The organism is Flavobacterium sp. RNTU_13, assembly GCF_046614455.1.
Taxonomy (GTDB): Bacteria; Bacteroidota; Bacteroidia; order Flavobacteriales; family Flavobacteriaceae; genus Flavobacterium.
The window spans coordinates 845,611-872,028 of sequence record NZ_JBKJHB010000001.1 but is presented as its reverse complement, the minus strand read 5'-3'; the positions used below and the strand labels follow the sequence as shown (position 1 = coordinate 872,028).

The 26,418-nt window shown below is 42.1% G+C and carries 30 protein-coding genes; 3 read left to right on the top strand and 27 right to left on the bottom strand.

Going from position 1 to position 26,418, the window contains the following annotated elements:
* Positions 1 to 25 precede the first annotated feature (25 nt).
* From ACLI08_RS03940 to ACLI08_RS03835, 22 genes are all read right to left on the bottom strand, one after another.
* Positions 26 to 868, bottom strand: a complete 843-nt coding sequence (locus tag ACLI08_RS03940) for a hypothetical protein (RefSeq protein WP_411427154.1) — start codon at positions 866 to 868, stop codon at positions 26 to 28.
* A gap of 111 nt (positions 869 to 979) precedes the next feature.
* The gene (atpG, locus tag ACLI08_RS03935; protein WP_411427153.1) at positions 980 to 1,846 is read right to left on the bottom strand and encodes an ATP synthase F1 subunit gamma; all 867 of its coding nucleotides are present in this window, start codon (positions 1,844 to 1,846) and stop codon (positions 980 to 982) included.
* 72 nt (positions 1,847 to 1,918) lie between these two features.
* Positions 1,919 to 3,493: a F0F1 ATP synthase subunit alpha gene (gene atpA, locus ACLI08_RS03930; RefSeq protein WP_411427152.1), complete on the bottom strand. Its 1,575-nt coding sequence runs from the start codon at positions 3,491 to 3,493 to the stop codon at positions 1,919 to 1,921.
* Between the two features lie 61 nt (positions 3,494 to 3,554).
* Positions 3,555 to 4,082 carry an ATP synthase F1 subunit delta gene (gene atpH, locus ACLI08_RS03925; RefSeq protein ID WP_411427151.1) on the bottom strand — a complete coding sequence of 176 codons (528 nt, stop codon included), beginning with the start codon at positions 4,080 to 4,082 and terminating at the stop codon, positions 3,555 to 3,557.
* 11 nt (positions 4,083 to 4,093) lie between these two features.
* Positions 4,094 to 4,594, bottom strand: a complete 501-nt coding sequence (locus tag ACLI08_RS03920) for a F0F1 ATP synthase subunit B (protein WP_411427150.1) — start codon at positions 4,592 to 4,594, stop codon at positions 4,094 to 4,096.
* Between the two features lie 85 nt (positions 4,595 to 4,679).
* Positions 4,680 to 4,874, bottom strand: a complete 195-nt coding sequence (locus tag ACLI08_RS03915; protein WP_045970061.1) for an ATP synthase F0 subunit C — start codon at positions 4,872 to 4,874, stop codon at positions 4,680 to 4,682.
* Positions 4,875 to 4,929: 55 nt separating this feature from the next.
* The gene (gene atpB, locus ACLI08_RS03910) at positions 4,930 to 6,156 is read right to left on the bottom strand and encodes a F0F1 ATP synthase subunit A (RefSeq protein ID WP_411427149.1); all 1,227 of its coding nucleotides are present in this window, start codon (positions 6,154 to 6,156) and stop codon (positions 4,930 to 4,932) included.
* Positions 6,157 to 6,667: 511 nt separating this feature from the next.
* On the bottom strand, positions 6,668 to 6,895 hold the full coding sequence (locus tag ACLI08_RS03905; RefSeq protein ID WP_411427148.1) for an AtpZ/AtpI family protein: 228 nt from the start codon (positions 6,893 to 6,895) through the stop codon (positions 6,668 to 6,670).
* Entirely contained in the window at positions 6,870 to 7,268 is a 399-nt protein-coding gene (locus tag ACLI08_RS03900) for a bactofilin family protein (RefSeq protein WP_411427147.1), read from the bottom strand. Before ACLI08_RS03900 ends, ACLI08_RS03905 begins: the two co-directional genes overlap by 26 nt.
* A gap of 22 nt (positions 7,269 to 7,290) precedes the next feature.
* Entirely contained in the window at positions 7,291 to 10,005 is a 2,715-nt protein-coding gene (locus tag ACLI08_RS03895; protein WP_411427146.1) for a tetratricopeptide repeat protein, read from the bottom strand.
* A 128-nt stretch (positions 10,006 to 10,133) separates the two neighbouring features.
* Entirely contained in the window at positions 10,134 to 10,829 is a 696-nt protein-coding gene (locus ACLI08_RS03890) for an ABC transporter ATP-binding protein (protein ID WP_411427145.1), read from the bottom strand.
* A 25-nt stretch (positions 10,830 to 10,854) separates the two neighbouring features.
* A complete protein-coding gene (locus ACLI08_RS03885; protein WP_411427144.1) occupies positions 10,855 to 12,327 on the bottom strand; it encodes a DUF5687 family protein in 1,473 nt (490 codons plus the stop codon).
* 47 nt (positions 12,328 to 12,374) lie between these two features.
* The gene (locus tag ACLI08_RS03880) at positions 12,375 to 13,076 is read right to left on the bottom strand and encodes a hypothetical protein (protein WP_411427143.1); all 702 of its coding nucleotides are present in this window, start codon (positions 13,074 to 13,076) and stop codon (positions 12,375 to 12,377) included.
* Positions 13,077 to 13,093: 17 nt separating this feature from the next.
* Positions 13,094 to 13,780 carry a hypothetical protein gene (locus ACLI08_RS03875; RefSeq protein ID WP_411427142.1) on the bottom strand — a complete coding sequence of 229 codons (687 nt, stop codon included), beginning with the start codon at positions 13,778 to 13,780 and terminating at the stop codon, positions 13,094 to 13,096.
* Positions 13,781 to 13,784: 4 nt separating this feature from the next.
* Positions 13,785 to 14,465, bottom strand: a complete 681-nt coding sequence (locus tag ACLI08_RS03870; protein WP_411427141.1) for a hypothetical protein — start codon at positions 14,463 to 14,465, stop codon at positions 13,785 to 13,787.
* Positions 14,466 to 14,483: 18 nt separating this feature from the next.
* Positions 14,484 to 15,176, bottom strand: a complete 693-nt coding sequence (locus ACLI08_RS03865) for a hypothetical protein (RefSeq protein ID WP_411427140.1) — start codon at positions 15,174 to 15,176, stop codon at positions 14,484 to 14,486.
* A gap of 18 nt (positions 15,177 to 15,194) precedes the next feature.
* A complete protein-coding gene (locus ACLI08_RS03860; RefSeq protein ID WP_411427139.1) occupies positions 15,195 to 15,884 on the bottom strand; it encodes a hypothetical protein in 690 nt (229 codons plus the stop codon).
* On the bottom strand, positions 15,874 to 16,491 hold the full coding sequence (locus tag ACLI08_RS03855) for a hypothetical protein (RefSeq protein WP_411427138.1): 618 nt from the start codon (positions 16,489 to 16,491) through the stop codon (positions 15,874 to 15,876). Before ACLI08_RS03855 ends, ACLI08_RS03860 begins: the two co-directional genes overlap by 11 nt.
* Positions 16,484 to 17,101: a hypothetical protein gene (locus ACLI08_RS03850; RefSeq protein WP_411427137.1), complete on the bottom strand. Its 618-nt coding sequence runs from the start codon at positions 17,099 to 17,101 to the stop codon at positions 16,484 to 16,486. The genes ACLI08_RS03855 and ACLI08_RS03850 overlap by 8 nt, the downstream gene beginning before the upstream one ends.
* Positions 17,094 to 17,699: a hypothetical protein gene (locus ACLI08_RS03845; protein ID WP_411427136.1), complete on the bottom strand. Its 606-nt coding sequence runs from the start codon at positions 17,697 to 17,699 to the stop codon at positions 17,094 to 17,096. Before ACLI08_RS03845 ends, ACLI08_RS03850 begins: the two co-directional genes overlap by 8 nt.
* Positions 17,692 to 18,297, bottom strand: a complete 606-nt coding sequence (locus tag ACLI08_RS03840; RefSeq protein ID WP_411427135.1) for a hypothetical protein — start codon at positions 18,295 to 18,297, stop codon at positions 17,692 to 17,694. The genes ACLI08_RS03845 and ACLI08_RS03840 overlap by 8 nt, the downstream gene beginning before the upstream one ends.
* Before the next feature lie 5 nt (positions 18,298 to 18,302).
* Entirely contained in the window at positions 18,303 to 18,650 is a 348-nt protein-coding gene (locus ACLI08_RS03835; RefSeq protein WP_411427134.1) for a PadR family transcriptional regulator, read from the bottom strand.
* A gap of 131 nt (positions 18,651 to 18,781) precedes the next feature.
* Between ACLI08_RS03835 and ACLI08_RS03830 the strand changes: the two genes are divergently transcribed.
* Entirely contained in the window at positions 18,782 to 19,834 is a 1,053-nt protein-coding gene (locus tag ACLI08_RS03830; RefSeq protein WP_411427133.1) for a 2Fe-2S iron-sulfur cluster-binding protein, read from the top strand.
* 113 nt (positions 19,835 to 19,947) lie between these two features.
* Here ACLI08_RS03830 and ACLI08_RS03825 read toward each other — a convergent pair whose 3' ends face one another.
* Positions 19,948 to 21,012 carry a glycosyltransferase family 9 protein gene (locus ACLI08_RS03825; RefSeq protein WP_411427132.1) on the bottom strand — a complete coding sequence of 355 codons (1,065 nt, stop codon included), beginning with the start codon at positions 21,010 to 21,012 and terminating at the stop codon, positions 19,948 to 19,950.
* A gap of 106 nt (positions 21,013 to 21,118) precedes the next feature.
* Positions 21,119 to 21,724 carry a DUF4254 domain-containing protein gene (locus ACLI08_RS03820; protein ID WP_411427131.1) on the bottom strand — a complete coding sequence of 202 codons (606 nt, stop codon included), beginning with the start codon at positions 21,722 to 21,724 and terminating at the stop codon, positions 21,119 to 21,121.
* Positions 21,725 to 21,790: 66 nt separating this feature from the next.
* Between ACLI08_RS03820 and upp the strand changes: the two genes are divergently transcribed.
* On the top strand, positions 21,791 to 22,444 hold the full coding sequence (gene upp / locus ACLI08_RS03815) for a uracil phosphoribosyltransferase (RefSeq protein WP_411427130.1): 654 nt from the start codon (positions 21,791 to 21,793) through the stop codon (positions 22,442 to 22,444).
* A gap of 54 nt (positions 22,445 to 22,498) precedes the next feature.
* On the opposite strand, the gene ACLI08_RS03810 is transcribed toward upp, so the two are convergent.
* On the bottom strand, positions 22,499 to 23,428 hold the full coding sequence (locus tag ACLI08_RS03810) for a DUF6427 family protein (protein ID WP_411427129.1): 930 nt from the start codon (positions 23,426 to 23,428) through the stop codon (positions 22,499 to 22,501).
* Positions 23,429 to 23,476: 48 nt separating this feature from the next.
* Here ACLI08_RS03810 and ACLI08_RS03805 point away from each other — a divergent pair, with 48 nt between their 5' ends.
* On the top strand, positions 23,477 to 23,707 hold the full coding sequence (locus tag ACLI08_RS03805) for a DUF6341 family protein (RefSeq protein WP_411427128.1): 231 nt from the start codon (positions 23,477 to 23,479) through the stop codon (positions 23,705 to 23,707).
* Here ACLI08_RS03805 and purD read toward each other — a convergent pair whose 3' ends face one another.
* Together purD and ACLI08_RS03795 are read right to left on the bottom strand one after the other, a co-directional pair.
* A complete protein-coding gene (gene purD, locus ACLI08_RS03800; protein WP_411427127.1) occupies positions 23,708 to 24,979 on the bottom strand; it encodes a phosphoribosylamine--glycine ligase in 1,272 nt (423 codons plus the stop codon).
* A gap of 51 nt (positions 24,980 to 25,030) precedes the next feature.
* Complete coding sequence (locus tag ACLI08_RS03795; protein ID WP_411427126.1) at positions 25,031 to 26,389, bottom strand: exopolysaccharide biosynthesis polyprenyl glycosylphosphotransferase; 1,359 nt, start codon at positions 26,387 to 26,389, stop codon at positions 25,031 to 25,033.
* Positions 26,390 to 26,418: the final 29 nt, after the last annotated feature.

Below are 26,418 nucleotides of genomic sequence, written 5' to 3'. Positions count from 1 at the left end.
CACCCGTATGGGTGGCGTTTTTAATTTATTTGGCATCAGATAATACGGCACTCTTAATATCATAATGCATCTCTGATGCTATGTCCATATCAAACTCCTTATAGGTAAATGCCATTTGCATTAAAATGTCGCTTTTCTGAGCCACAGCAAAAGACTTCTTTATGTCGTAGTCCATAAAGCCCTTACCTGTGCCTGTAGCCGTGATATTATACTTAGGATCGTTATTCTTTGCCTTGTAACTAATGGCAATATCAAACCGGGCAATGCCATTTTTAATCTCAACCAGTGTGTAATCGGTTATCAGATCCATTTCCAGCACCGTTCCGGCAAGCGGCATTGTAACCGGCGAAACCACCTGCTGGGTATCGCCACGCTTAAACGGCCTTTCAGGATATTTTACTTGGTTAAACATACCATCAAGCGTTTTCAGGACAGACTTTTTTAAAGCATCCGCCATTTCAGGTGCTACGATAGAATCTATTTTAGGAAGTGCATTAACCTCGCCATGGCCATATATTTTTGTAGCCGAAGTAATCCCATTCCTGCCAAAACTATCTGGAGCTTTTATAAACTTTATGGTGAGCGGAAATGTTTTCCCGTCTAACGACTTCCCTGTGCTTACCTCGCTGGTATAGTCTGATTTTACCTCCTGGATCGTAGGGTTTTGCACACCCTGTTCAGCAAGTACCTTCAGCACATCTTCATCGGCCTTGTACTTAATAGTCGTTTTATGATTTTGAATATAGGTTTGCCTATAAGTGGTAGCTGGCTTAAAGCCCAGCGTAAGCGTTACGGTTTTACTGCTTTGCGCAAAAGCTATGCCTGTAGCAAAAACCAATAGCAAGTAAGAATTTTTAAACAATTTCATATTAATATAATAGTTGCTTAGGTAAACGTATTATTAGTTATAAAAGTACGTTACCTATAATAAAAAAGGCTACCCGCAGGCAGCCTCTTCATTATGTTTGTTTTGTATGTATTAACTGTTAAGCGCTTCTGCACCACCCACAATTTCAAGGATTTCGCCGGTAATGGCAGCCTGGCGGGCCTTGTTATAAGTAAGTTTAAGCTGGTTGCGCAGTGCGGTAGCATTATCAGTAGCTTTGTGCATAGCCGTCATACGGGCACCGTGCTCTGAAGCAAATGAATCACGAACCGCTTTGTAAAGCTGGGTTTTAAGCGAAAGCGGAATAAGGCTAAGCACGATTTCCTCTTTAGATGGCTCAAAGATGTAATCAAGCTCAGTATTGCTTTCTTTATTTGCTTGTGGCGGTACCAGTGGTAAAAACTGTTCTGTTATTACTACCTGTGTACCTGCATTTTTAAAGTGGTTGTATACAAGCTCTATTTTATCGTACTCACCGGCAGTAAACCTGTCCATAAGCGATTGTGCTATATGGGCTGTGTTTTCAAAGGTAAGTGCGTCGTACAGGCTGCTTTTGTTTTCTACCACATTAGAAAGCTTCTTTAAAACGTCGTTACCTTTTTTACCAATAGCCAGTACTTCTACCTGCTTACCGGCATAAACAACGTCTTGCAGGTTTTTTACCTGCTTTATAATGTTAGTATTAAAAGCACCACAAAGACCCCTGTTAGAGGTTATGGCCACGATAAGGACTTTATTTACCGGGCGTTGCTCGGCAAATGCTCCACCTGTATCACCCTCCAGCGTAGCGCTAAGATTTTGCAATAGCTCGGTTAGCTTTTGAGAGTAAGGCCTCATGGCGGTAATAGCATCCTGAGCCTTTTTTAGCTTTGCAGCCGAAACCATTTTCATCGCGCTGGTAATCTGCATGGTCGATGAAACGGAAGCAATCCTGTTACGTATTTCCTTTAAGTTTGCCATTTTATCAATGTAATAATGAAACAATTAATCAATGTAACAATTGCTACACTGATTAATTGCTAAATTAATTTTTTAGTATTTCGAAGCGATTTCGGCAGCAGCTTTTTCAAGCACATCTGTGATTTCGTCTGTAAACTTACCAGCTTTAAGCGCATCAAGTGTAGACCTGTGTGTAGCGTTTAGATAAGACAGGTAGTCTTTTTCAAATTCTTTTACCTTGTTTACAGGTACGCTCTTAAGCAGGTTTTTAGAACCGGCATAGATAATAGCAACCTGATCTTCTACTGTAAACGGATCGTTTACACTTTGCTTAAGGATTTCTACGTTACGCTTACCTTTTTCGATTACGTTCATAGTAGCCGCATCAAGGTCTGAACCAAATTTAGCAAACGCTTCAAGTTCGCGGTACTGAGCCTGATCCAGCTTAAGTGTACCTGCTACTTTTTTCATTGACTTAATCTGTGCGTTACCACCTACACGAGATACCGAAATACCTACGTTAATTGCAGGGCGTACACCTGAGTTAAATAAATCTGACTCAAGGAAGATCTGACCGTCTGTAATCGAGATTACGTTTGTAGGGATGTATGCAGAAACGTCACCCGCCTGTGTTTCGATGATAGGAAGCGCCGTAAGCGATCCGCCACCTTTAACAATTGGCTTCAGTGATTCCGGAAGGTCGTTCATTTCTTTAGCAATGCTATCATCGGCAATAACCTTAGCAGCACGCTCAAGAAGGCGAGAGTGAAGGAAGAATACGTCACCCGGATACGCCTCACGTCCTGGTGGACGACGAAGTAGAAGCGACACTTCACGGTACGCTACTGCCTGCTTAGAAAGGTCATCATAAATGATAAGTGCCGGACGGCCTGTATCACGGAAGTACTCACCTATAGCAGCACCTGCCATTGGCGCGTATACCTGCATAGGAGCCGGATCACTAGCGTTAGCAGCAACGATGATGGTATATGCAAGAGCACCTTTTTCTTCAAGGGTTTTAGCAATACCTGCTACTGTAGAGGCTTTTTGGCCTACAGCAACGTATATACAGAATACAGGCTTACCTGCATCATAAAATTCTTTCTGGTTAAGAATGGTGTCTATACAAACGGTAGTTTTACCTGTTTGACGGTCACCAATCACAAGCTCACGCTGGCCACGTCCTACAGGGATCATGGCATCGATAGCCTTAATACCGGTTTGTAGCGGCTCAGTTACCGGCTGACGGTAAATTACACCCGGAGCTTTACGCTCTAGCGGCATCTCATAAAGATCTCCACCAATAGGTCCTTTACCATCTATAGGGTTACCCAGTGTATCTACAACACGGCCAAGCATTTGCTCACCTACTTTTAGCGAAGCAATGCGGTTTTGCCTTTTTACTGTAGAACCCTCTGCAACACCTACTGATGAGCCAAGCAATACTACGCCCACATTGTCTTGTTCAAGGTTCAATACAATACCTTCTAACCCGCTTTCAAACTGTACAAGCTCACCATACTGAGCATTGTTAAGTCCGTACACACGGGCAATACCGTCACCTACCTGAAGTACGGTACCTACCTCTTCCAGTGTAGCACCCGATTCAAAACCGGACAATTGTTTCTTTAATATTGCTGAAATTTCAGCAGCTTTAATTTCTGCCATCTGTATAATTAAGTTTAATTACCTGTTTTATGAACTACTCTAAATAATAGCCTGTTTATAATTAGTTGGCCAGCTCCCTTTTAAGGTTAAGCAACCTTGCCGCTATACTGGCATTAAATTGCTTATCGCCAAGCCTTATAATAAACCCGCCTATGATAGAAGGGTCTACTACATTTTTAATGGTTACCTGGTTAGTGGTAAACTGTTTTATTTTAGCAAGTACCTTAGCTTCCAGATCTGCATCTATAGGGAACGCGGTAGTTACCACAGCCGTTTCTACACCACTCGCAGCATCAAACTGTTCTTTGTACTGTGCCGCGATTGCAGCAAGTATGCCAAACCTTTTGTTTTCCTGTAGCAACTGAAAAAGCGACCCGGTTATCTGTTGTGCACCGGCAAATATTTCGTTAAGTGCGTTTAGCTTAATATCACCTTTTACATCAGGGCTGTTTAAAAAGTTAGACAGCTCCTTGCTTTCTTTTACGGCAGCAGTAATCTGCTCCATATCGGTAGCTACCTGTGGGGCTACGCCTTGGGCTTGTGCAAGGTCTAGTATTGCTTTTGCGTATCGTACTGCAGCTCTGCTCATACGGGTGAAAATTAGTTTAGTTTTACTTCGTCAAGCATTTTTTCTACAAGGCCGGTCTGTGCTTCTTTATTAGCAAGCTCTGCTTTAAGTAGTTTTTCTGCAATTTCTACCGAAAGCGCAGATACATGGCTCTTAAGTTCGGCCATGGCAGCGTTTTTCTCAGCAGCTACTTCAGCTTTAGCTTTTTCTACAATAGCATCAGCTTTTACTTTAGCTTCTGTTTCGGCAGCAGCAATCATTTTATCTTTTATTTCGCGGGCTTCTTTCATAATAGCATCCCTTTCGGCACGTGCCTGGTGAAGGATAGCATCGTTTTCAGCCTTAAGTGTAGCCATTTCTTTACGGGCAAGTTCCGCAGATGCAATAGCATTAGCTATACCTTCTTCCCTTGCATTAAGCGCTTCGATGATAGGTTTCCACGCAAATTTTCCAAGAAGGAAAATAATTACTACAAGGATAATAGCCTGCCAAAAGAACAAACCAAACGAAAAATCATTAATTAACTTATCCATATATTTTTATTACTGGTATTGTTGTTGTTTTTCTAATTAGCTTTAAAACAACACCTGCAACCAACCGTTGCAGGTGTTTGTTTAATTATTTTCCTAGGATTAGAGCACCGAATGCAAGACCTTCAAGAAGTGCACCGATGATGATCATTGCAGTCTGGATTTTACCAGCAGCCTCTGGCTGACGGGCAATAGCATCCATTGCAGAACCACCAATTTTACCTAAACCAAGACCGGCACCTATTACAATAAGACCGGCTCCAACTAGACCTGGAATTTCCATGATATATAATTAATTAAATTAATGTTCTATTTTAAATTAGTTGTTTTCTCAAAAATTAGATTACCGGGATTTCCGGGTCCTCTACATGATGATCGTCATGGCCATGTGCGTGGTCATGGTGATGATCATGCTCCTGCACTGCCATACCTATGAACAGCGAAGAAAGCATGGTAAAGATAAACGCCTGAAGGAACGCCACAAGCAATTCTATTACAGAGATAAACAGTGTTAGCACCATTGACGCACCTATACTACCACCTACGGTAAGTTGGTTCTTCATTACGTAGATTACCGCTATAAGACCCATAACTACCGTGTGACCCGCAGTAATGTTTGCAAATAAACGGATAAGTAGTGAGAACGGCTTAGTAAAAAGACCAAGTACTTCTATAGGCGCAAGTACTATCCTCATTACATAAGGAACACCCGGCATCCAGAAGATGTGGCCCCAGTACTCTTTGTTAGCACTAAATTGTGTTATAAAGAATGTAAACAGCGCAAGGCAAACCGTTACAGCAATATTACCGGTAACGTTTATACCCAGTGGCGTAAGGCCAAGAAGGTTTAGCGTCCAGATAAGGAAAAACACTGTAAGCAGGTACGGCATAAATTTCTTATACTTTTCCTCGCCAATGTTTGGCCTGGCTATTTCATCCCTTACATATATAACAAGCGGCTCCAGCACACGTGCAAAACCTGTAGGCAGCGCGTTCGGACCTTTTTTATACGTTTTAGCAAGACCTGTAAATAACACAAACATTAGTAACGCTGTAAACAATAAAGCCACTACGTTTTTAGTTATAGAAAAATCCATAGCCTGAGCCACCGTTGGGTGACCATGGTGATCCAGCTTAAGATCGCCGGCAGCATCTGTCTTGTATATTTTGTTGTGGAAAAGCTTATAGTAGTTACCATCTACATTAGCCACAGATTCGCCATGGTTAAATGCAGACGACATAAAAAATTTCACGCCGTTATCGTAAAGAATAACCGGTAGCGGGAAACCGTAGTGTTCACCTGTTTGCTCGTCAGAGAAGAACACAAACTCATGAGAGTCCTGAAGGTGGTGGGCAATATGCTCGTTGATTTTTGATTTTTCATCAGCAGGCTCTGCAGCATGACCCTCATGGGCTTCATGTGCAGCAGGGGCTTCAGCATGTACGGCAGCGCTATCGTGCTGTACGTGGATTGAATCCTCAGTTGAACCAGCAGAAGAAATAAGGGGCAGAACCAGCAACAGGGCCGCAACTGAGTTCTTTAGAAATTGTCCGGAAAACACCATCTTATTAACTATCTTAATTTTACAGTCCTCAAATTTTGCGCAAAGGTACGCTTTAATTTAATATATCAATGTTGAAAATCTACTTTTTTCGAGAATTTTCAGCCTTTGGAAAAAATCATTGTTTTTTGTTTAAGAGAACCGTTGTAAAATAGGCCTCCAACATTAAAAATAACATAAAAATAACAAAAATGTTGACTTTCTCTATAGGGACTTCAATCGTTTTCGATAAAACAGGCCTGATATACAGATAGCCCGCTACAACCTGTAAGGTGGTTAAGAGTAGGAAAATATACCCTGTTTGCCCGGGATTTTTTTTGGCTATAAAATGTAATACAAATAATATTGCTGCACAAACGGCATAAAAGAAAAGCACTGTTACATACACAGGATAAACAAAATCAGCACTTTGCGCTTTTAAATCAGGCAGCTGAAACAGCAACACGTTGGTAATTAGAAATACACAGGCAAGGCCCGAAACAATAGCAAAGGTTTTAAAAAAGCTTTTATCCATTTATTTATTAAGTTTATTTACCTGACGCACAACATTGTACAATGCCACAGCAACACCTGCCATAGTACAGATTATAAAATATAGTCCGTTAGGGTTTGGGTATTTTTCGTCGAGCCATGAGCCCAGTTTACTAAATAAAAAAATGATAAGCCCCATTTGTGTAGGGATGCTTATCAGTGCCAGCCAGGGGTTTGGTTTTTTATTATTGTCCTGCGGGTTGCTTGTCATGGGCCGGATTGTTTTTTGGCGTATTTTTCATGGTGCAGGTGGCAGTGAAAACCGCACCCGGTTCTACAGCCAGCTTGCCGGCTACTACCTCACCCTGAATGTGAGCTTTGTTTTTTATGCTAAGAAGTTCCTGCACCTCTATGCGCCCGTTAAATTTTCCTTCTATATCAGCACTCTTGCATTTTACATCGCCGGTAACGCTGGCAGCGGGGCCTATAACCACCCTGCCCTGTGTTGTTATATTACCTACTAAAACACCGTCGAGCCTTAGGTCGGCCTGAGACACTATATCGCCTGTTATAGACGTACCTTCTACAATACGGTTTGTTTTTCCTAAAAGATCTGTATATGATTTCTGCGATTTCTCAAACATACTACTCCTATATATATACGTGTTACTTCACCGGCTGGTACTGCCCAAAGTTTTTCTTTATTTGTATTACCTTATAATCCTCAGCACTTATAATGGTAGGCACCTGCGCTATTTTATATTCTTTGTAATCCCTTAGTATGGTGGCCACATCATTAGCGGCAAGTTTATTTATAAGACCGTGGATAACCACTATATTTTCGTTAACCGTATATATGTCGTTACTTACGGTAATGTTATTGTTATTGTTGTCTTTTATAAACTGCTGAATGGTTTTTATAAGCGCTGCAATTTTAGGGTCGTTAGCCTCAAACTTAAAAATGATTTTAAAGCTTGTAGGCGCCGCGCCAAAGGCTACTTTTTCCAGAGCAGGTATATCTTTTTTAAGCAGGGCATCGGCCTCCTTACCTTCTTTTGCGTTAGCATAGGTAAGGGCTACATAATTAAGCGCTTTTCTATACTCTTCTACACCCTGGAGCCTTCCTGCCAGCCTGGCTTTTAATAGTTCCAGCTTTGGTAGTATATCTTCCCCTTCATAGGTATCTATATACTGGCCAATGTTTTCGTACACCTCGCGAATATCGCCCTTACGGTACTCATCATATAATTTTTTATACACCGCCTCCGGGCTTCCGGCAAACAGCTCTTCCGGGTTAGGGTTTTTAATGATTGCCGCATAACGGGTATCTGGGTATTGTGAAAGTATGCGTTGCTTATACACTTCCGCCTTTGCAGGATCCAGCGTTTGGTATATACGATACAAATTGTAAAGAGCCGGCGGCACAAGGCGCTCCTCCGGATTATACGTCAGCAGCTTTTCCAGCTTATCGGCGGCGCGGTTGTATTCTTTAAATTTATCTTTATAAATGGCACCCAGCTGAAAGTACGCATAGTTGCGGTCTTTAGCAAGGCTGTCTAATACCTTTTGCGACTGCGGAAGCTGGCCTATGTAAAACTCAGGGTCATAACGCGGTTCCAGCGGCTTGTCTTTTTTATTGTCTTTACCCGAAGCCGTACCATTGTTATCTGCGTCTTCCAGGTCTGCAGCGCTAACATCTGAACCTGCGCCACCAGACTTCATTTCAGAGAGTACCCTCCAGTTATCATCAAGCGGCCTTTTGCCCCACTTGGCTGCAAACGAAGCTTTACCCGAACTTACATTAGCATCGTTGTAAAAATAGAACGGACCCGATGCCGCACCACCTGCGCTTCTGGCTACGCCACTACTTTTAGGGCTATTACTGGCAAAAACCGAAGATGCCTCGCGATTCCTTGCCATTTCGGCAGCAGATATGTTGCCTTTGTTAGCGGCAAAAGCATTTTTAGCGTCCGGGGCATCTTGGCCCATAGGATCATCGCCTGCTGCATTAGCCGCACGGTTCTCTTGCTTACGGAGTTCAAGCTCTGCCTTTTTACGGGCTTCCTCGTCTTGCTTTTTTAGTTTCTCTATATATTCACTATAATACGCCACTCGCTTTTCCGGCGAAAGCCCCGCTACATATAAAATACTGTCGTTAGTATTGGCTATGTTTTCGTATTTAATAACATCTTCAAGGTTATCACGTTTCTTTTTGATGGCTTTGTACTCACGCGTGCGGAAATCCATATTTACGAGTGTACTATCGTAGTACTTGCCCGCCACAAGATATTTAGCCTGCTTAAAGTTTATCTCGGCTATGTTTCGGTAATTACTGGCAGTAAGGTATTTATCTGCGCCTTTTTTCTTTATGGAAACATTATAGTACTTGACCGCGTTTTTAGTATTGCCCTGGCGGTCATAGAACAAACCTACCTGATGGTTAATGATATCCAGGAATGGCCTGTTTTCTCTATCGGCAAGCATTTTACGGTATTTCTCTATAAAGGCAAGGGTATCGCCGCCTTTGTGGTTAAACATACCCGCCTGCATAGCATGTGCCTGCACAGTGTATATGCGTGGCGACTTACGCTTCATGTCTATTACCTTTTGGAAATAGGCAAAAGCGCTGTCGGGCTTATCCATTTTACCGTAAAGCTGCCCGGTAATAAAATAATAACGAGCCCTCTTTTCTTTATCGCGGCTGGATTTAGCTGCTTCCTTAAGAACTGTTGCAGCACTGTCTTTATACTCTTCGTTTATGTAAGCCTGGGCCAGTATGGCATTAGCATCGCTATAAATTTGCCTGTCCATAATCTCCTTTTTTTCTTTAAGGAGTTGTTTAAGGTTTTTAATGGCTACACCGGTGTTATCCAGCCTTATGTTGGTTTTTTCGCGCCATACTTTTACCTCATCTATAGCACTGCTCTTAGGGTATTTGTATAACACATAGTTAAACGCCTCCATAGCCGGAATAAAACGGTTGTCGTAGTAGCGCGCTTCGCCCAGTAACAGGTAGGCTTCATCCATTTGCGGATTACGCTCCTGCCCGCCTATGTCCATAGAGTGTTTTTGTATGGCCTTAACGGCCTTTGTTTCGGCGCGTTCTATGTTAGCATTACGGCGGTCTGTGGGTTCCATTTCTTCCGGAGGCCGCTGCATACGCTCTACAGGGAGCACGTCCCAGTAGTTGTCTTTAAGATTGGTTTTAAGCTCCTTAACACCTGCCACAAGCGCGTTGTTACCATTATACATAACGTTGTATTTGGTAGACATGGCATGGTATTTACGGTTTATAAATTTGTCTTTTTTTGTAGAGCAGCCTATGGCAAAAATAGCCGCCCCGAAAAACAAAATATATTTTGAGTAACTGGTTTTCAACACAAAAGAATTTTTTATCCTAAACTTTCAAAATTACTTTTTAGTATAGTAGAGGGTAAAAATACGGTTCTTTTTTGTAATGGCAGTTGTTTTAAAAAAAATTCCCCGCCACAGGGCAGGGAATTAACTTTTTATACTGCAAAAAACGCTTCCAGTTCCTCCAGCGTTTCTGCCGATGTATACAGGTCTTTTACCACCTGGCCTTTGTGCATGGCTACTATGCGATTACTTACCTCTGTAGTATGCGCCAGGTCATGGCTGCTTACCAGTATGGTTTTGGTTTTATCTTCGGCAAGGTCTTTTATAATTTTCTTTAGCCTGAACTGCGTGGTAGGGTCCAGGTTTGCAAACGGCTCATCGAGTATTATAACATCAGGATTACCTATAAGGGTAGCTATAATGCCCACCTTTTTTTGGTTACCCTTACTCAGGTCGCGCAGGTATTTCTTTTTACCCAATATTTCATCGTTAAAAAAATCAGTGTGCTTAGCCAGCAGCTCATTTACCGATGCTTTGTTTTGCCCGCGAAGTTCGCCTATAAAATAAAAGTACTCTTCGGCGGTAAGGTAGCCTATAAGGAAGCTTTCGTCCAAGAACGCCGCAGTAAGGGGTTTCCAGTCTTCGCTTTTGTTTACCTGTATGCCGTTAATTTCTACATGCCCGGTGCTGGGCTCTATCAAATCCAGCAGCAAGCTGAACAGCGTGGTTTTACCGGCACCGTTATTACCTACCAGGCCAAAGCTTTCGCCTTTATTAATGGTAAGGTTTGGTATGTTTAGCACTACTGTGCCGTTATATGCTTTTTTAAGGTCTTGTATCTGTATCATGGTTGATGAAGCGTTGTATTAGTAATTAGTTCTTTTGTTTGTAAGCCGCTATGGTGTCGTACTTTTCTGACTTATAAATGCGCTCTATGGCCTTAAAGGCTGCCTTGCGGAATATAAGCCCCAGTAATCCCGCGGCTGTTACAAATATAAAGCCGTAAAGCGGGCTTATAAGCTTGGCACCCAGCGTGTACAACAGCATAGGCAGCAACAGTTTAGGTAATGATATTAAAAAGGTTTTTATGTTAAATGCCTGCTTATTACCAAAAGCCTGCTTGGCACTGGCCAGGTCTATAGGCGTTTTTACATAGGCTCCACCCAAGAGTACTAAAAGCGAATTAACACCTATATTAAACACAGCGCCAGATAGTATCATAAGGTAAATTTCTATCCCGTAGTACAAATAAAACGAACAGATAAGTGTACTAAATGCCACACCTACCACCATAAGCCACCATTTACTGGCTATGTATTGGCTATACGGAATGTTTTGGCTCATCATTAGCGGGTAATAAGAGCTGTCCCAGCTGGGCACAAACTGCCCGAAGGTCATCATAAAACCACCGGTTACAAATATAGAGGCAAACATTTTCATCGGTGTATTGTCATACGCTTCTATACCGCCACTGTAAAATAATATGCCGTAAAAAATAAATATGACACTCATTATAACCGTAGTCTTGCTGCGCTTGTTTCTAAGGATTAGCCTTAGATCATTTTTAAGGAAAGTGCCCATGGCACCAAAACGGTTAAGGAACGTATATTCTCTCCCATCGGCAATTTCTGATTTTGATTTAAGGCCGGTATCCAGGTAAAGTTTTTTGCTGAAAAATTTATGGCTGTACCAAAATAATCCCGCAAATACCGCTGCCGGAACCAGTACGGCAAAGTAGGTGCTATACAGGCTATGGAACAATGCGCCTGTAACAAGCGTTATGTCAAAATAACCATAGTACTCTAAACCTACTAACGAAGCCAATATACCAAGGAAAATAATGAAGATAAAATCATTATCGCCCATGAGCAGGTTTGCCAGGTTGTTTATGTATACTATAAGCCATAATCCAAGCCACCAGAATACAACCCCCACTGGATCGTACCCCTCTATGAGCAATACAATATTAAAGGGAACCAACAGAAATACGTGCAGCAGGCAAAAAAACGACAGAAACGTTTTGCCCAGTACAAAATTTATAATTGTACTTCGTTTTATGGGCAATGTAAGCAGCGGTCGTGTATTAACCACCGGTACTTTTTGCATTAATGCCCTGATTATCATATCTAGAAGAAAATAATAAATAAGGTATTTGCTTACTACCACTAAAGGATCCTGGTGAAGTTCTTCTTTAATGCCATAGTATGCACCGGCACTAAGAAACAGGAACATGATGCTGTAAATTACTGCCAAAACGCCCAGTATAATCTTAATGACCATGTTAACGCCGAAGGAAGCCGACCTTGTAAAGGACTTCCACTCTAGCCAGAGGAATTTTTTAAACATAATTGTGTGACGGTTTTTAAAGATTAGTGTAACTACATTACAGAACGTTACACTTTTTGAGGGATATTTTCAAAAGCATACTCCGGATAGGTTTGCATCAAATGCTCCTCAGACCGTGATGCCACAGTAAAAAGCATAACATAATAGTACAGCACCATTCCGGTAAAGTAAGCTGCATTTACCCAGACCAATATCACCGGAACCCTGTACTCAAAATAAAAATGCACTAGTTGAAAAGGCAGCATTGTGGGCGCTCCTAAACCTGCGAAGTTAAAAATAACATATTCAAACAGCCATTTTTTACCGGTAGCGCGTACTTTTTTACGGTAGCGCCACACCAGCTGTATTGCACGCGTTAAAAACAGCAACAAAGCTACTGCTGGAAACAGGCTCATCCATATTTCATTTTCTGTAAAAAGAAACAGTACTGCGCTGAAAAAAACCAATGTAAACAGGACACGAGGCACTTGTAAAAAATCTTTGTAATAACGCCATACCAAGCCATTGTATTTTTTGGTAAGCGATAGTTGGCGCTGTTCGGCAAGAGTGGTAAACCCAAAGATGCCAAACTTTTTAAACTCATCTTGTAATGCGTCCTCAAACGGAATGTTGGGTTCTGTAACCCAGCGTTGCTCTATGGCATTGGCAAGGTGGTCTACCAGTTCGGTTTGCAGGTCATAATATTCTATGTAATGCTTTATGGTAAACGCATATAATGCGTCTATCTGATCTGTGGTAATCTTTTTCATAGCAAGGTTTATTTTCCCTATTCAGGATAAACTTCTTTAAGATAGGCTTCGGCGCGGTTGGGTATTATTATCAGTTTTACATATACGTACAGCATTAGCAAGGTGTACAGTATCGACTCGAACAGTAGCAATATGGGTGGATATTCATCCCGCCACATTTGCCAGGCAAGATTAATAAAAAAGACCATGTACCCAAACCCATCTCGGGCATATATCATTTCTTCCATAAGCCAGTGATGTCCATGCGGACTAGTCGCATATCTTCTGCTTAAACTTCTGACTCTTAAAATCATAATGAATAGAGATACTACAAACAACAAAATATAAGCCTTGGGCCACCACAATAATAACCGGAATACCGCATAGCCAAAAGCCGCCACGCCTATTAGCTGTGGTAATTTAAAAAACGAGAAAAAATAACCTCTAAACATTTTACGATACCTTTTGCGAAAGGCAGCCTGGCGTTTAAGCATTATCTTCATAAACCCGAACTTACCGCCAAACTTTTCTTCTTCTACTGCAAGAGCGTCGGCAAAAGATACATCGGGGTTTCGCTCCCAGGTTTGTTCTATGGCATTGGCTATATGGTCGGCAAGTTCGCACTGTACGTCGTAATGTTTTATGTTCCTGCTTTTCAGGAAATAAAACAATGCTTCCACTTGTGTAGCCGATACTGTTTTTCTTGGTTTTGTATTGTTCTCCATAGTATTATACCATTTTGTACTCCGGATAGGTTTCTATTAAATATTGTTCTGCTTTTGATGGGATGATAAACAGTACTATATAATTATGCAATAACAACACTACACTAAGCACGGCTATAAGCCACTGCCCGGCTACGTTTTGGGTATTGTACATCATTTGCCCAAACTGAAACCAAAACCCCGCCAGGGCAGAGAACGTAACCCCCCTGAAAATCATTTCCTCAAACATCCACTTACGGCCTGTTTCCTTAGCTTTTTGGTTAAATGCTTTTATGTTTACGCTCATGCGGTACAGGGAATATACCTGCATACTTATGTACAGGGCCAGCATTACATATACGTTATATGCCAAAATAAGCTTTGCGCAGACTATAAGTGTCAATGTAAGCAGCAACCTTGGTACGGTAAAAAAAGTTTTAAAATACCCCCACATGAGTTTTTGGTACCTTTTACCCAGCGCTTTGCTGCGCTGTTCTACAACATCGCTAAACCCGAAGATGCCAAACTTTTTAAACGCAGCCTGCAGTGCATCTTCAAATGGCACATTGGGCTCTTTAGCCCAGCGCGTTTCTATGGCATTGGCAAGGTGGTCTACCAGTTCAGTTTGCAGGTCGTAATGCTCTACAAAGTGCTGCCTGGTAAAGATGTACAGTTGGTCTATTTGTTCGGCTGTTAGTTGCTTCATTATAATTCATCTTCATGGTTAAACCAAATCATATTCCGGATACGTATCCCTTAAGTATTCTTCTGCTCTATTAGGTATAATATAAATTACTATATAGTTGTGCAAAAAAACCAGGGTAAATATCCCGGACAGCACCCATTGTGCTACAACCCCCGGGCCGTTAAAGTTATCTGTAAACTGAAATGAGATACCGGTAATAAAAAGAGTCGCCGGCATAGTGGTGCTTTTATAAACCAACTGTTCCAGCAGCCATACTTTTTCTTTTTGTTTCAAACGTTTTTCAAAATGTTTTTTTGTAAGGTTAAATTTTGCTAAACACATAAGTTGCAATGCAAGTACTGAGAGCTGAAAAATAGGTACTTCAGTATCAATCAAAAAAATACTGTGCAACGAGAAAAACAAGGCAACAGTAACAATGAGCTTCGGGAATGTAAAAAAGGAAACGAAACAACTTCTTACAAAACTTATATGCTTTTTTAAAAGCGCTTTTGTTCGGGCGGCAACCAATGTTGTAAAACTATTTTTTTCGAATCCGGAATACGCAAAACTAAGGGCGTCTTCAAAATCCGGGTTTTGGTTATACGCCCACTGGCTTTCTATGTGATTCGCCAGGTGATCTACAAGCTCGGTTTGCAAGTCGTAATAGTGTACGCCGTTATTTTGTACAAAAAGGTACAGTTGTTCTATTTGTTCGGCTGATAATTGCTTCATTATAATTCGTCTTCATGGTTAAACCAAATCGTATTCCGTGTAGGTATCCCTTAAGTATTGTTCTGCCCTGGACGGAATCATAAAAATCCCTATGTAACTGTTTAACGTAAGCACCGTAACCACTAACGGAATACCATAAGTAAAGAAATCAACCGTATACTTCATAAAACAGAGCCTTACTATCTGGAAAGAAAATCCCATGTATGCTAATACAATTGCACTACTGTATATGAGTTCTTCAAAAAGCCACTTGCGCCCGGTTATCTCTGCTTTTTTCTTTATCTTATTCCGTTGATAAAGGACCCAGGCCAAAACAGCCATTTGCATAGCGGCAAACAGCATCCCAAAAATCTCTTTATCAAACCTGAACAAATAATACCACCCAAATAATAACACTACGGTAACCAGGACAGCCGGGGGAGTAAAAAAGGCTATAAACCCTTTTGTTACCAACTTAACATAACGCTTACCCAATGCCTCTTTCCTGAGCTTCACCAAGGATGGAAAACCATCATCGGAAAATCCCGAATAGGCAAAACTAAGGGCAGCTTCAAAGTCAGGATTCTGATTACTTTCCCACTGGCTTTCTATATGATTCGCCAGATGATCTACCAGCTCGGTTTGCAGGTCGTAATAGTGTACGCCGTTATTTTGTACAAAAAGGTACAGTTGTTGTATTTGTTCGGCTGATAGCTTATTATGCTGCATAACGGACCTTATATTTTTTAGTTAACACAATATAGTTTACAAAAACAGCTAGTATAAAAACCAGGTAAAAAGAATCAACTAACGCTGCCAACCAATCGGGAGATGTTATTCGTAACGGATTCACTACGATTTGGAATACATATATAAACAAGCAGGGTACACTAAGGGCTTTAAACGCCACCGAATAACCTCTGTCCGCAGTAATCCTCCCTTTTATGGTTATAAATACGGCTGTAAGAAATACAACCAAAAAAACAATAAACATAGTGTCCCCCACTGGTTTTACACCATATAACGAAACCGCTTTATATGAAATAAAACTCAAAACCAAAAACAGTAATGCAGCATACCAACTTAACAGTATTGAAAAGAAATGCTTAACTGCACGCCTGCTGGCTTTCCACGCAAATGCCTTGCCTTGAATTAATAGTTGGCTTTTGTTCTGGGCCATATATCGTTTAAAATTCTCCATAAAATCGCCCTCCTGTTCCTCAAGGGCACAGGCTATGTGGTCTGTCATTTCATACCGTATGTCTACATACTCCACCCCCGAATTTTTAAGGTAGGTATCTATAAAATGTAATTGGTCTGTGGTTAGTTTAGGCATAATATTTACGATTGTGCTGTTGGTTTACCTGCCACATAAGCAATAGTATAGTGGCTATCAAAGCCATACTAACGGCATTGCTTATATTAAAGATTAACGTATCTGGTGTTATATGCTTATTAAACCATGATAGAGGTATTAAAAGATAAAAACCCGTTAGCCTTAAAAGCCTCCTATAGCTGGGTAAGGATTTAGCCCCTCTCTTAAAACCCATGGCCCACATACCAAATAACATTCCTATTACAAACACGGCTTCAGCCATATATTTAGTAACTTCATTTTGGTACGCCGCGTAAAATAACCCAAAAAAAATCAGCAACTGCAATAGCCCTTTTGGGGACATTAATCCTTTAACCATTTCTTTACGGTAAGCTCTTTCGCGTAGGCGCACCTGTTCCTTAGCAGCCGTAATCATAGCCACCATATTATGGGAATGGACATAAGCGTTTAAGCGTTCCTGAAAGTTTTCGTGAGTTAATGTAGTGTCTTGCTCCAGGGCGCAAATAACATGGTCTGCCAGTTCATGGCAAATATCGTCGTACACTATACCCTGTTGCTTTATATAGCGGTACACTATCGTTTCCGGATATTTAGTGCTTTTACTACGCATAGTAGTGTGATTTATATTTAGCAACCTGGGTTTTTGTGGCTGCATAAAGTGCATACCCTGCCGCACCAATAGTGGCACTCAGTATAATGGTTAACTGGTGTTGCTCCGTACGGGTATAAAGGTTAAGTAAAACAATGCACGCCACCACCAGCATACGGTCTATAATTTTGTAATGTTTTTTACCTGAAAACTCAGGCGTATTTCCTCTAAATACCGGATTGTACGCTGCCACGAGTACTACAACCATAGCGCAAGCCAGCGTAGATATTGCGGCACTATCGGCATCGGAAAAACGGATCATTATCTCCCCTAATGCCACAAGGCTCAGATACACCAGCCAAAAGCCCGGTTTTGTTGTTTCGATAAAAGCAGCCTTGAGGTTTCTGTGCATGGCCATGGCCTCGGCATTTTCATTAAGTTGCTGTATCTCTTCCTTGTGGGATTGTACGTAGGTTTCAATATCTCCACTAAAACCCTCGCTCTCTATAGTACTCGCTACATGGTCGGTCAGTTCCATACGGATATCGGCATAGTACACCCCTACATTTTTTAGCGCGGCGTTTATTTCCTGTATCTGGTCTGTGGTTAATTTATACATGATATAGCGAAAGGTATTTTTTATACAACTCCTTAATGGTAAAATGTATGTTTACTGAAAACGCCCCAACAAATGCATAATACACAATCAGGAAATCAGGATTTGGCACCCATCTTTGCATTAAAATACTTGGGTACAGCACTATCGTGGGCACAAAGGCAATACCCAGGTCAAACGAAAAGCTTTCCCTTTTCCTGAATATATTTTCAATGGCGGGATAAGTACCCATAACACTGCACACCACAAAAATCAGGAACATAAAAATCCCCATATCATCCGGTGCGGCAAACTGCTGTATAACTTTTCCCAAGCCAATAATACCCACGAAAATAAGCAGTATTCTCCATGAAAACAGGTTGGTAAAAAGCAGCTTCAGGCCCTTGGTGGCGCCTGTGCGCATAAACTTGTAGTTCAGTCTGCGCAGCAGTTTCTTGTTGTCGTTTATATAAGCGGCAAGGTTTTGTTCAAAATCCCCTTCCTGTTTTTCCAGCACAGACGCTACGTGGTCGGTCAGTTCCAGTCTTATGTCATAATGTGCTATGCGCGCGCGCAGGAGGGCTTTGTTTACAGCTTGTATTTGTTCGGTTGTAAGTTTCATAATACTTAAAATTGAAGGTCAGGGTTAGGCGCAGGGCTTACCAGCGACTGCATGTTTTTTATAAACTCCTGTAGTTCTTCCAGGCGGTTTACGGTTTCTTTTTCGCCCTGCTCTGTAAGCTTGTAGTACTTACGCAGGCGGTTGTCTACGCGTTCTACCTCCACATCCAGCAGGCCATCGGCCTCAAGTTTATGTAATGCTGGGTACAGCGCACCCTCGGTTATGTTTAGTTCACCGCGGGTTATAAGCTTTACCTTTTGGGTAATTTCATAACCATACATGCGGCCGTTTTCTTCCAGTAGCTTCATTATTATGGTATTAAGGCTACCTTTATACAGTTGGGAGTTTTTCATGTACTACAAATTTGTACAGCAAATGTATACATAAAAATCTTATGTATAACTTTCTTAGGTATATAAATTTTAACCTTTGGTTTATTACTCATATCATAATCTGTATTTTTGCAGTAAATAACAAGCAAGCAATGTCAACATTCTATTCGTTAAAAATAAAAGACATCCGCAGGGAAACCCCTCATGCGGTTTCTATAGCCTTTGAGGTTCCGCAAGACCTTTCGGCAGCATATAACTTTACAGCCGGCCAGTACATTAACATAAAAACCCAGTACGAAGGGCAAGAAGTGCGTAAAGCCTACTCTATTTGTTCTGCACCTGGCAGCGGCGAACTTCGCGTAGCCATTAAAGCGGTTAAGAACGGTGGGTTTTCGGCTTTTGCCAATGAAAAACTGGCTGTAGGAGACAGCATGGAGGTAGGTGTGCCCGAAGGTAAATTTATTTTTGAACCAAAATCCGACAGGCAGCGTAACTATGCAGCGTTTGCTGCCGGCAGCGGTATTACCCCGGTTATGAGCATACTGCAGTCGGTACTTATACACGAGCCAGATAGTACTTTTGTACTGGTATACGGCAATAAAAGCCCTGAGGATACTATTTTTCATGACCAGCTGCACCAGCTGCAGGAAAAATACCTGGGCAGGTTTTTTGTACACTTTGTATACAGCCGTGCCCACGCCGGCGATGCGCTTTTTGGACGTATAGAGCGTGCCGCGGTAAACTTTGTGCTAAACAACAAGCATAAGGAAAAAGAGTTTGCCAAGTTTTACCTTTGTGGCCCGGAGGAAATGATACTTACCGTAAACGACGTGCTAAAAGAGCACAACGTTCCGGAGAAGAACATTAAGTTTGAACTGTTTTCTACCCCTATAGCCGAGAAAAAAATAGAAGCCGACCTAAGTGGACAGACTAAGGTAACCGTACTTGTAGACGACGAGGAAACCACCTTTTTTATGCCAAAGGAAATCACCGTGCTAGACGCTGCGCTAAAACAAGGCGTAGACGCTCCATACTCTTGCCAGGGTGGTATTTGCAGCAGCTGTGTGTGCCGTGTTAAATCAGGTACAGCAGAAATGAAGAAAAACGCTATACTTACCGATGGCGAAATAGCAGAAGGACTTGTACTGGCCTGCCAGGCACACCCTACATCAGAAGAATTATATGTTGATTTTGATGATGTCTAATTAGTCATTTATAGTCGAAAGTTTAAAGTCATAAAGTCGAAAGGCTTACTCGTCTTACGTAATAAAAAAGTCCGTGGAGAATCAACTTCCACGGACTTTTCAACTTTATGACTTTATGACTTTCGACTCAAGACTTCGCCAATCTTATCTAATACCATTTGTGGGGTTATGGTACGCATAGCATCTTCGTAACCCGGCACCACTTTATTTCCGTAAACGGATGTAGGCAACAGCGGATATTTCTCCCTATCAGACGTAATAGAATTAGACAGCGGCTGGTTATACGGTACAAACCCCGCGTAGGGATGCGTGGCACCCCAAAGCGTAATTACCGGCACACTGTACATGGCGGCCATGTGTCCGTTAGCACTATCCATGCTCAGCATAACGTTTAGGTTTGCTATAAGCTGCAGTTCCTGCTTAAGGGTAAACCTCCCTCCTGCTACAACCTCTATATTAAGGCGCTCAGCAGCCATTTTTTTAAGCTGGTGTGCTTCGTGCTTGTTTCCGCCAAATAAATACAGCCTGATGCCCGGTTTAGCCGCTAGGGCGTCTATTACCTGCCGCATTAGATCTGTAGGGTACACCTTGCCCATGTGCTGGGCAAAAGGCGCTATACCTATACGTATGATACCGTTTGGCCCTGCCATATCCTTTAATTCGTTAGGCAGTGCAGGCTTGGGTAGCACCGCACTTTCGTTTAACACCACAGGAAAGCCCAGTGCCTTAAAAACATCGGCATGGCGGTATACAATGGGTGTTACCGCACTAAAATCCTTGTTTACAGCTGCGGTAAGGCGCTTTTGCGCATCGCGCATTTTGTTAAGGGTAGCTGTTTTTTTGCCGCGCCAGGCAAAGAGTTTCGTAATGATTTTGGTACGCAATACATTGTGTAAATCAGCTACGGCGTATATGTGCAGCGCCTTTAGCTCTTTATACAGTCGCAGTATGCCGAAAAATCCTTTATGGGAACCGCTTAAATCAGCCGCGTGGAAACTTACATTAGGCAAACCATCAAAAAAAGGCTTAAAGGCAGCACGCGATGCTACTATAACCCGCACTTCGGGGTGCTGGGTGGTAAGGGCATGGAGTACAGGCACCGTCATGGCTACATCGCCCATAGCCGAAAATCGCAGTACAAGCAAGTGAATGTGGCCTTTTCCTTTTTTATGCGGCATTGTTTAGTAATGGTATTTACGGTGAGCATGCGTGTGCAAAACCGTGTATTAGTAAAAAAACCTCCCTGCTACACGGCAGGAAGGCTTAGGGTATATTGTGTTTGTATTATTTCTTGCCCTGGTACAACACCGGGTTAAGGTCCTCGTCGTTGTACATTTTCATTTGCTTGTACACTTTCATGTACTTATCGCCATTTTCTATATCAGTAAGCAGGTCGTCTATGGCGGTGCTAAGGTCTTTTCTCTGCTCCAGCAGCACGTTTAGTTTCTCCTGGCATTTTGCACGGTGCTCTTCGCTGGCGTCAGGGCGGTTAGCTTCTTCGGCCATGTGGAATATTTTAAGCGCCAGGATAGACAGGCGGTCTATGGCCCATGCCGGGCTTTCAGAGTTTATCTTTGCCGTGGCTTTAGGCTGTACATCTTTATATTTGTCCAGGAAATAGCTGTCTATATATTCCACCATATCCGTACGCACCTGGTTGCTGGCGTCTATTTTACGCTTTAGGTCCAGTGCAGCTACAGGGTCTATATTCGGGTCGCGTACTATATCCTCGTAGTGCCACTGTACGGTATCTACCCAGTTTTTTGCATACAAAAGGTGCTCTATACTACCTTTGTCGTATGGGTTGCTAATAGGCTGATCTATACTGTCGTGTACGTGATAGTCTTTTATACTCTGCTCGAAAATAGGGAATGCAAATCCTGAAAACATACTTTTTATTTTTTTACAAATATAGTTTTAATACTTTTATAACACCAAAACAAATTTTTTCGCAAAATGCAGGTTCATATCCTTTCAGAAAACAACAGTATTTTAAACCGTTTTTTATCGCAGCTGCGCGATGTAACCATACAGGGCGACAGCATGCGTTTTCGCAAAAACATTCACCGCATTGGCGAAATCATGGCCTACGAAATAAGCAAATCATTACCCTATGAGCCGCACACCGTAACCACGCCCCTGGGCACTAAAGAAACCACCAGACTACAACACGGCATAGTAGTAACCTCTGTACTGCGCGCCGGTTTGGCACTGCACGAGGGGTTTACTTCTTTTTTTGACGATGCCGAAAACGGCTTTATATCGGCCTACCGCCACCACCCTAACAACGACGATTATTTTGATATAGTAATGGAATACAAGGCAGCGCCTTCCCTTAAAAATAAAACAGTAATAATAGCAGACCCCATGCTTGCCACCGGCCTAAGCCTGCAGGCTGCCTGCCTTAAATTACTGGAAAACGAAACCCCGGCCGCTGTGCATATAGCCGTAGCCATTGCAGCACCCGAAGGCGTAGAATTTTTACAGAAGAACCTGCCCGATAACTTCAACCTGTGGATAGCCGATGTAGACAGCCACCTGAACGAAAAGAAATACATAGTGCCGGGACTGGGCGATGCAGGAGATTTAGCCTACGGGGTGAAGTTATAAAACAAATAAGGGATGCAGTAGCATCCCTTATTTGTTTTATATAGACCTGTAGTTTTACAACTGCGCAAAGAATATAAAGAATGCTATGGCCGCTATACTGCATACTATGGCTTCACGCGTCCAGTCGCTTTTCTGTGCTTCCATAAAGTTAGCACCCATTATGGCCAGTGGCGCAAAGGTAAATATAAGCAGGCTATTGTTTTTATGGTTACTAAGTATGTAAATACCCACACCTATTAAAAACGAGTACAACACCTTTTTATGGCTGGCCTGAAGGTTTAGCGGTTTACTGTTTATACTGCCCACATAAGGCAATAAAAACAGCAGGGCTACCGGGGCAAACAGCGACAAGGCTATGTTTTGGTACACGTTTTCAAAATAGGTAAAATCAAAGCTCACATACATATCATCAAACAAATGATCGAACAGGTTGTGGCCTATGCTAAGCCCTACCATAATATAAATAATGCTTACCGCCATTAGAGCCACAAACGGAATAATCCAGTTGCGGTAATCCCTGGCTACGTGAAATACAATAGACACAAATACCATAACCAGGTAAATAATGCACCAAAAATGGAATACTGATGCCGCAAGTATCCAAAACGTAGCATCAAATATCTTTTCTTTAGGCGAAATCAATGATTGTAAAGATATTAATCGCCTTAATGCCAGGAGCAAAAAGAAGTTGGCCACAATAATTTTACCGTTTACCAGCGTGGTAGGAAACAGTATAAAAAACAGTATAAATAGTACCACGGCATAGCTGTTTGCCTTAGTAAGGGTATTGCGCAGGGTAATAAACCCCACAAGCAGTACCGATGCACAAAGCAGCAGCAATAAACCTGCTTTTTGGCCCAGCAACAGCGGCACCGAAAGCCAGCTTAGATCGCTGCTTACATTAAGTCCGTAAAATAAAACAAGGGTAATGCCTAATAAAACATAATTTATGGGCCTTGTTTTACTGAAAATACTTGCCAGCATACTATAATTTTATACTTTTGTGTCTATTAATATAATACTTATTAAAAAATGAAAGCATTTTTTGAAGGCCTTGGATCTCTTTTTACTGATTTCCTTTTCATCCCTTTGGATTTCTTCCGCAGCCTTGAGCTTAAAAACTGGTGGGCTGCAAACATCATCACCTGGGTATTTATCCTGATTTGCTGCGCTGCTTTTGTTTACTGGCTAAAACAGCTTAACATATTTAAAGCTAACAACGACGACGACCAGGATACTACGGCACACTCTTTCCTTTCTTAATTAAAGGTCAAAGCCGATATCTTTTCTATAATACATCTTATCAAAATGTAGTTTATCTATATTTTGGTAAGATTTTTTTATGGCCTCTTTAAAGTCATTATCGTAAGAGGTTACAGCAAGCACCCTGCCCCCTGCGGTTACAACCTCGCCATCTTTTAGCGTAGTACCGGCATGGAATACCAGCGAACCCTCTACGGCATCAAGGCCGGTAATTACCTTACCTTTTTCATAATCTTCAGGATAGCCCCCGCTTACCATCATTACTGTGGTAGCACTGCGCTCGTCTATTTCAAATGCCACTTCGTTTAGTTTCTGCTGGCTCATAGCTAGAAAAATTTCTACCAGGTCGCTTTTTAGCCTTGGGATAACCACTTCTGTTTCCGGGTCGCCCATGCGCACGTTGTACTCTATTACAAACGGGTCGTTACCTACTTTTATAAGCCCTATGAATACAAACCCCTTGTAATCTATGTTATCAGCTTTAATGCCATTTACAGTAGGTTTTACAATGCGGGTTTCTATCTTCTCCATAAACTCGGCATCGGCAAACGGAACCGGGCTTACAGCACCCATACCGCCTGTGTTTAGGCCTGTGTCGCCTTCGCCTATACGCTTGTAGTCTTTTGCAGTAGGCAGCAGCTTATAATTTATACCATCGGTAAGTACAAAAACGCTTAGTTCTATACCATCCAGAAACTCCTCTATAACCACCTTTGCACTGGCATCGCCAAATTTAGCATCTACAAGCATATTCCTAAGCTCTTGCTTCGCCTCCTCAAGGTCGTTTAATATAAGAACACCTTTACCGGCAGCAAGGCCATCGGCTTTAAGCACATAAGGCGCCTTTAGGGTTTCAAGAAATTTGCATCCTTCCTCTACGGTTTCTTTAGTAAAGCTGTCGTACGCCGCAGTGGGGATGTTATGTTTTATAAGAAACTTTTTAGCAAACTCTTTACTGCCTTCCAGCTGCGCACCATACTGAGACGGCCCTATTACCGGAACGTGTGCCAGTTGTTCATCATTCTTAAAAAAATCGTACACGCCCTTAACCAGCGGGTCTTCGGGGCCTACTACCACCAGTTGTACATTGTTAGTAAGTACAGCGGTTTTTACAGCCTCAAAATCTACGGGGTTAATGGCCAGGTTAGTAGCTATACCGGCGGTTCCGGCATTACCGGGTGCTACAAAAAGAGTATCGCATAGCGGGCTTTGCAGCATTTTCCAGGCAAGGGCATGTTCCCTACCGCCTGAACCAAGTAATAAAATGTTCATGTGTTTATGCAGATTGTGTGTTTATGTTTTGTAGCTGCAAAGGTAACATTTTTAATAGGCTTTATCCTCGCCCATAAAAATGTTTACCACAGTTTGCATGATTATCTTCATGTCAAACAGCATAGACCAGTGTTCTATGTAAAAAACATCGTAGCGTATCCGGTTTTGCATTTCGCCATCGCTGTTTATTTCGCCACGGTAGCCGCTTACCTGCGCAAGGCCGGTAATGCCGGGTTTTATTTTAAGGCGGTCCATAAAGCGGTAAATGTGGTCTTTATACTGGTTATGGTGGCTGTATACCTTAGGCCTTGGCCCTACAACCGACATATCGCCTATGAGCACGTTTATAAACTGTGGCATTTCGTCCAGGCTTGTTTTACGCAAAAACTTGCCCGTACGGGTTACCCTTGGGTCATTTTTTACGGTAAGGTTCCCCTCGTTATTAGCCACCTGCATAGAACGGAACTTATAGCACCAAAAATCTTTACCATCTACACCCAGGCGGATTTGCTTAAAAAACACGGGGCCCTTGCTCTCCAGTTTTATAAATAAGCCCACTATAGGGATAAGCCATGACATAATAAACACGATAACCAACAGGGAAAAAACCACATCGAAAACACGCTTTAAAAGGCGTGCAATAGGGTCGTGTAACGGCGTGCGGTACAGCGTAAACGAAGGAAAAATTTCGTAATACGAAATACGGAACTTTTTAGGAAGTATGGTTACACCGCCATCGGGTACCAGTTTAAACCGGATACCCTTGGTTTCACACAAGGTGGCCAAATGGTTTATTTGCTGTGTAGTAGCTTCAGATACGCTACAGTAAACGGTATTTACGCCGTTGTTTTGTATATAGGAGTCGAGTTGCGCTATACCGCCGGTAATGTTTGCGCCACTCTCCCGGTCTGAGAAAAACCCAAGCACTGCGTTATCGTTGTGTCGCGAAAGGGCTTCTTTTACCTGTAACGAAGTGGCATTATAGCCTACAATAACCGTATTGCCACAACGGCATTTTGCCTTGTAGGTATTTAAATATACGTATACAAACAGCTTTAATACAAGCACCGGCAAGGTACAAACCCCTGCGTAACCGGCAAGCAGGGTAAGCCCCACAACGGTATGTGCCGAAAATAAAAGGAAGAAGAACATGGCGGCCGTATGCAATACGAGCTGCACTGCTACTTTAGCTACTATTTTGCCTGGTTTTGTAAACGGGTACACCTCATAAAAACCCGAAAAATAGGCTATTATGCTCCAGCTGCAAAAAACGTATATACACAAGTACATATTGCTACGGGCAACATCCTGAAATATAAGTACAGATAAAAGCAGGATGCACATAAGGTCTACAACAATGTTTGTTAGCCTTATGTAAGCCGGAAATCCTTTATTTTCTGAAGTGTTCATACTAAATATAATAATTGCACAGAAGCTAC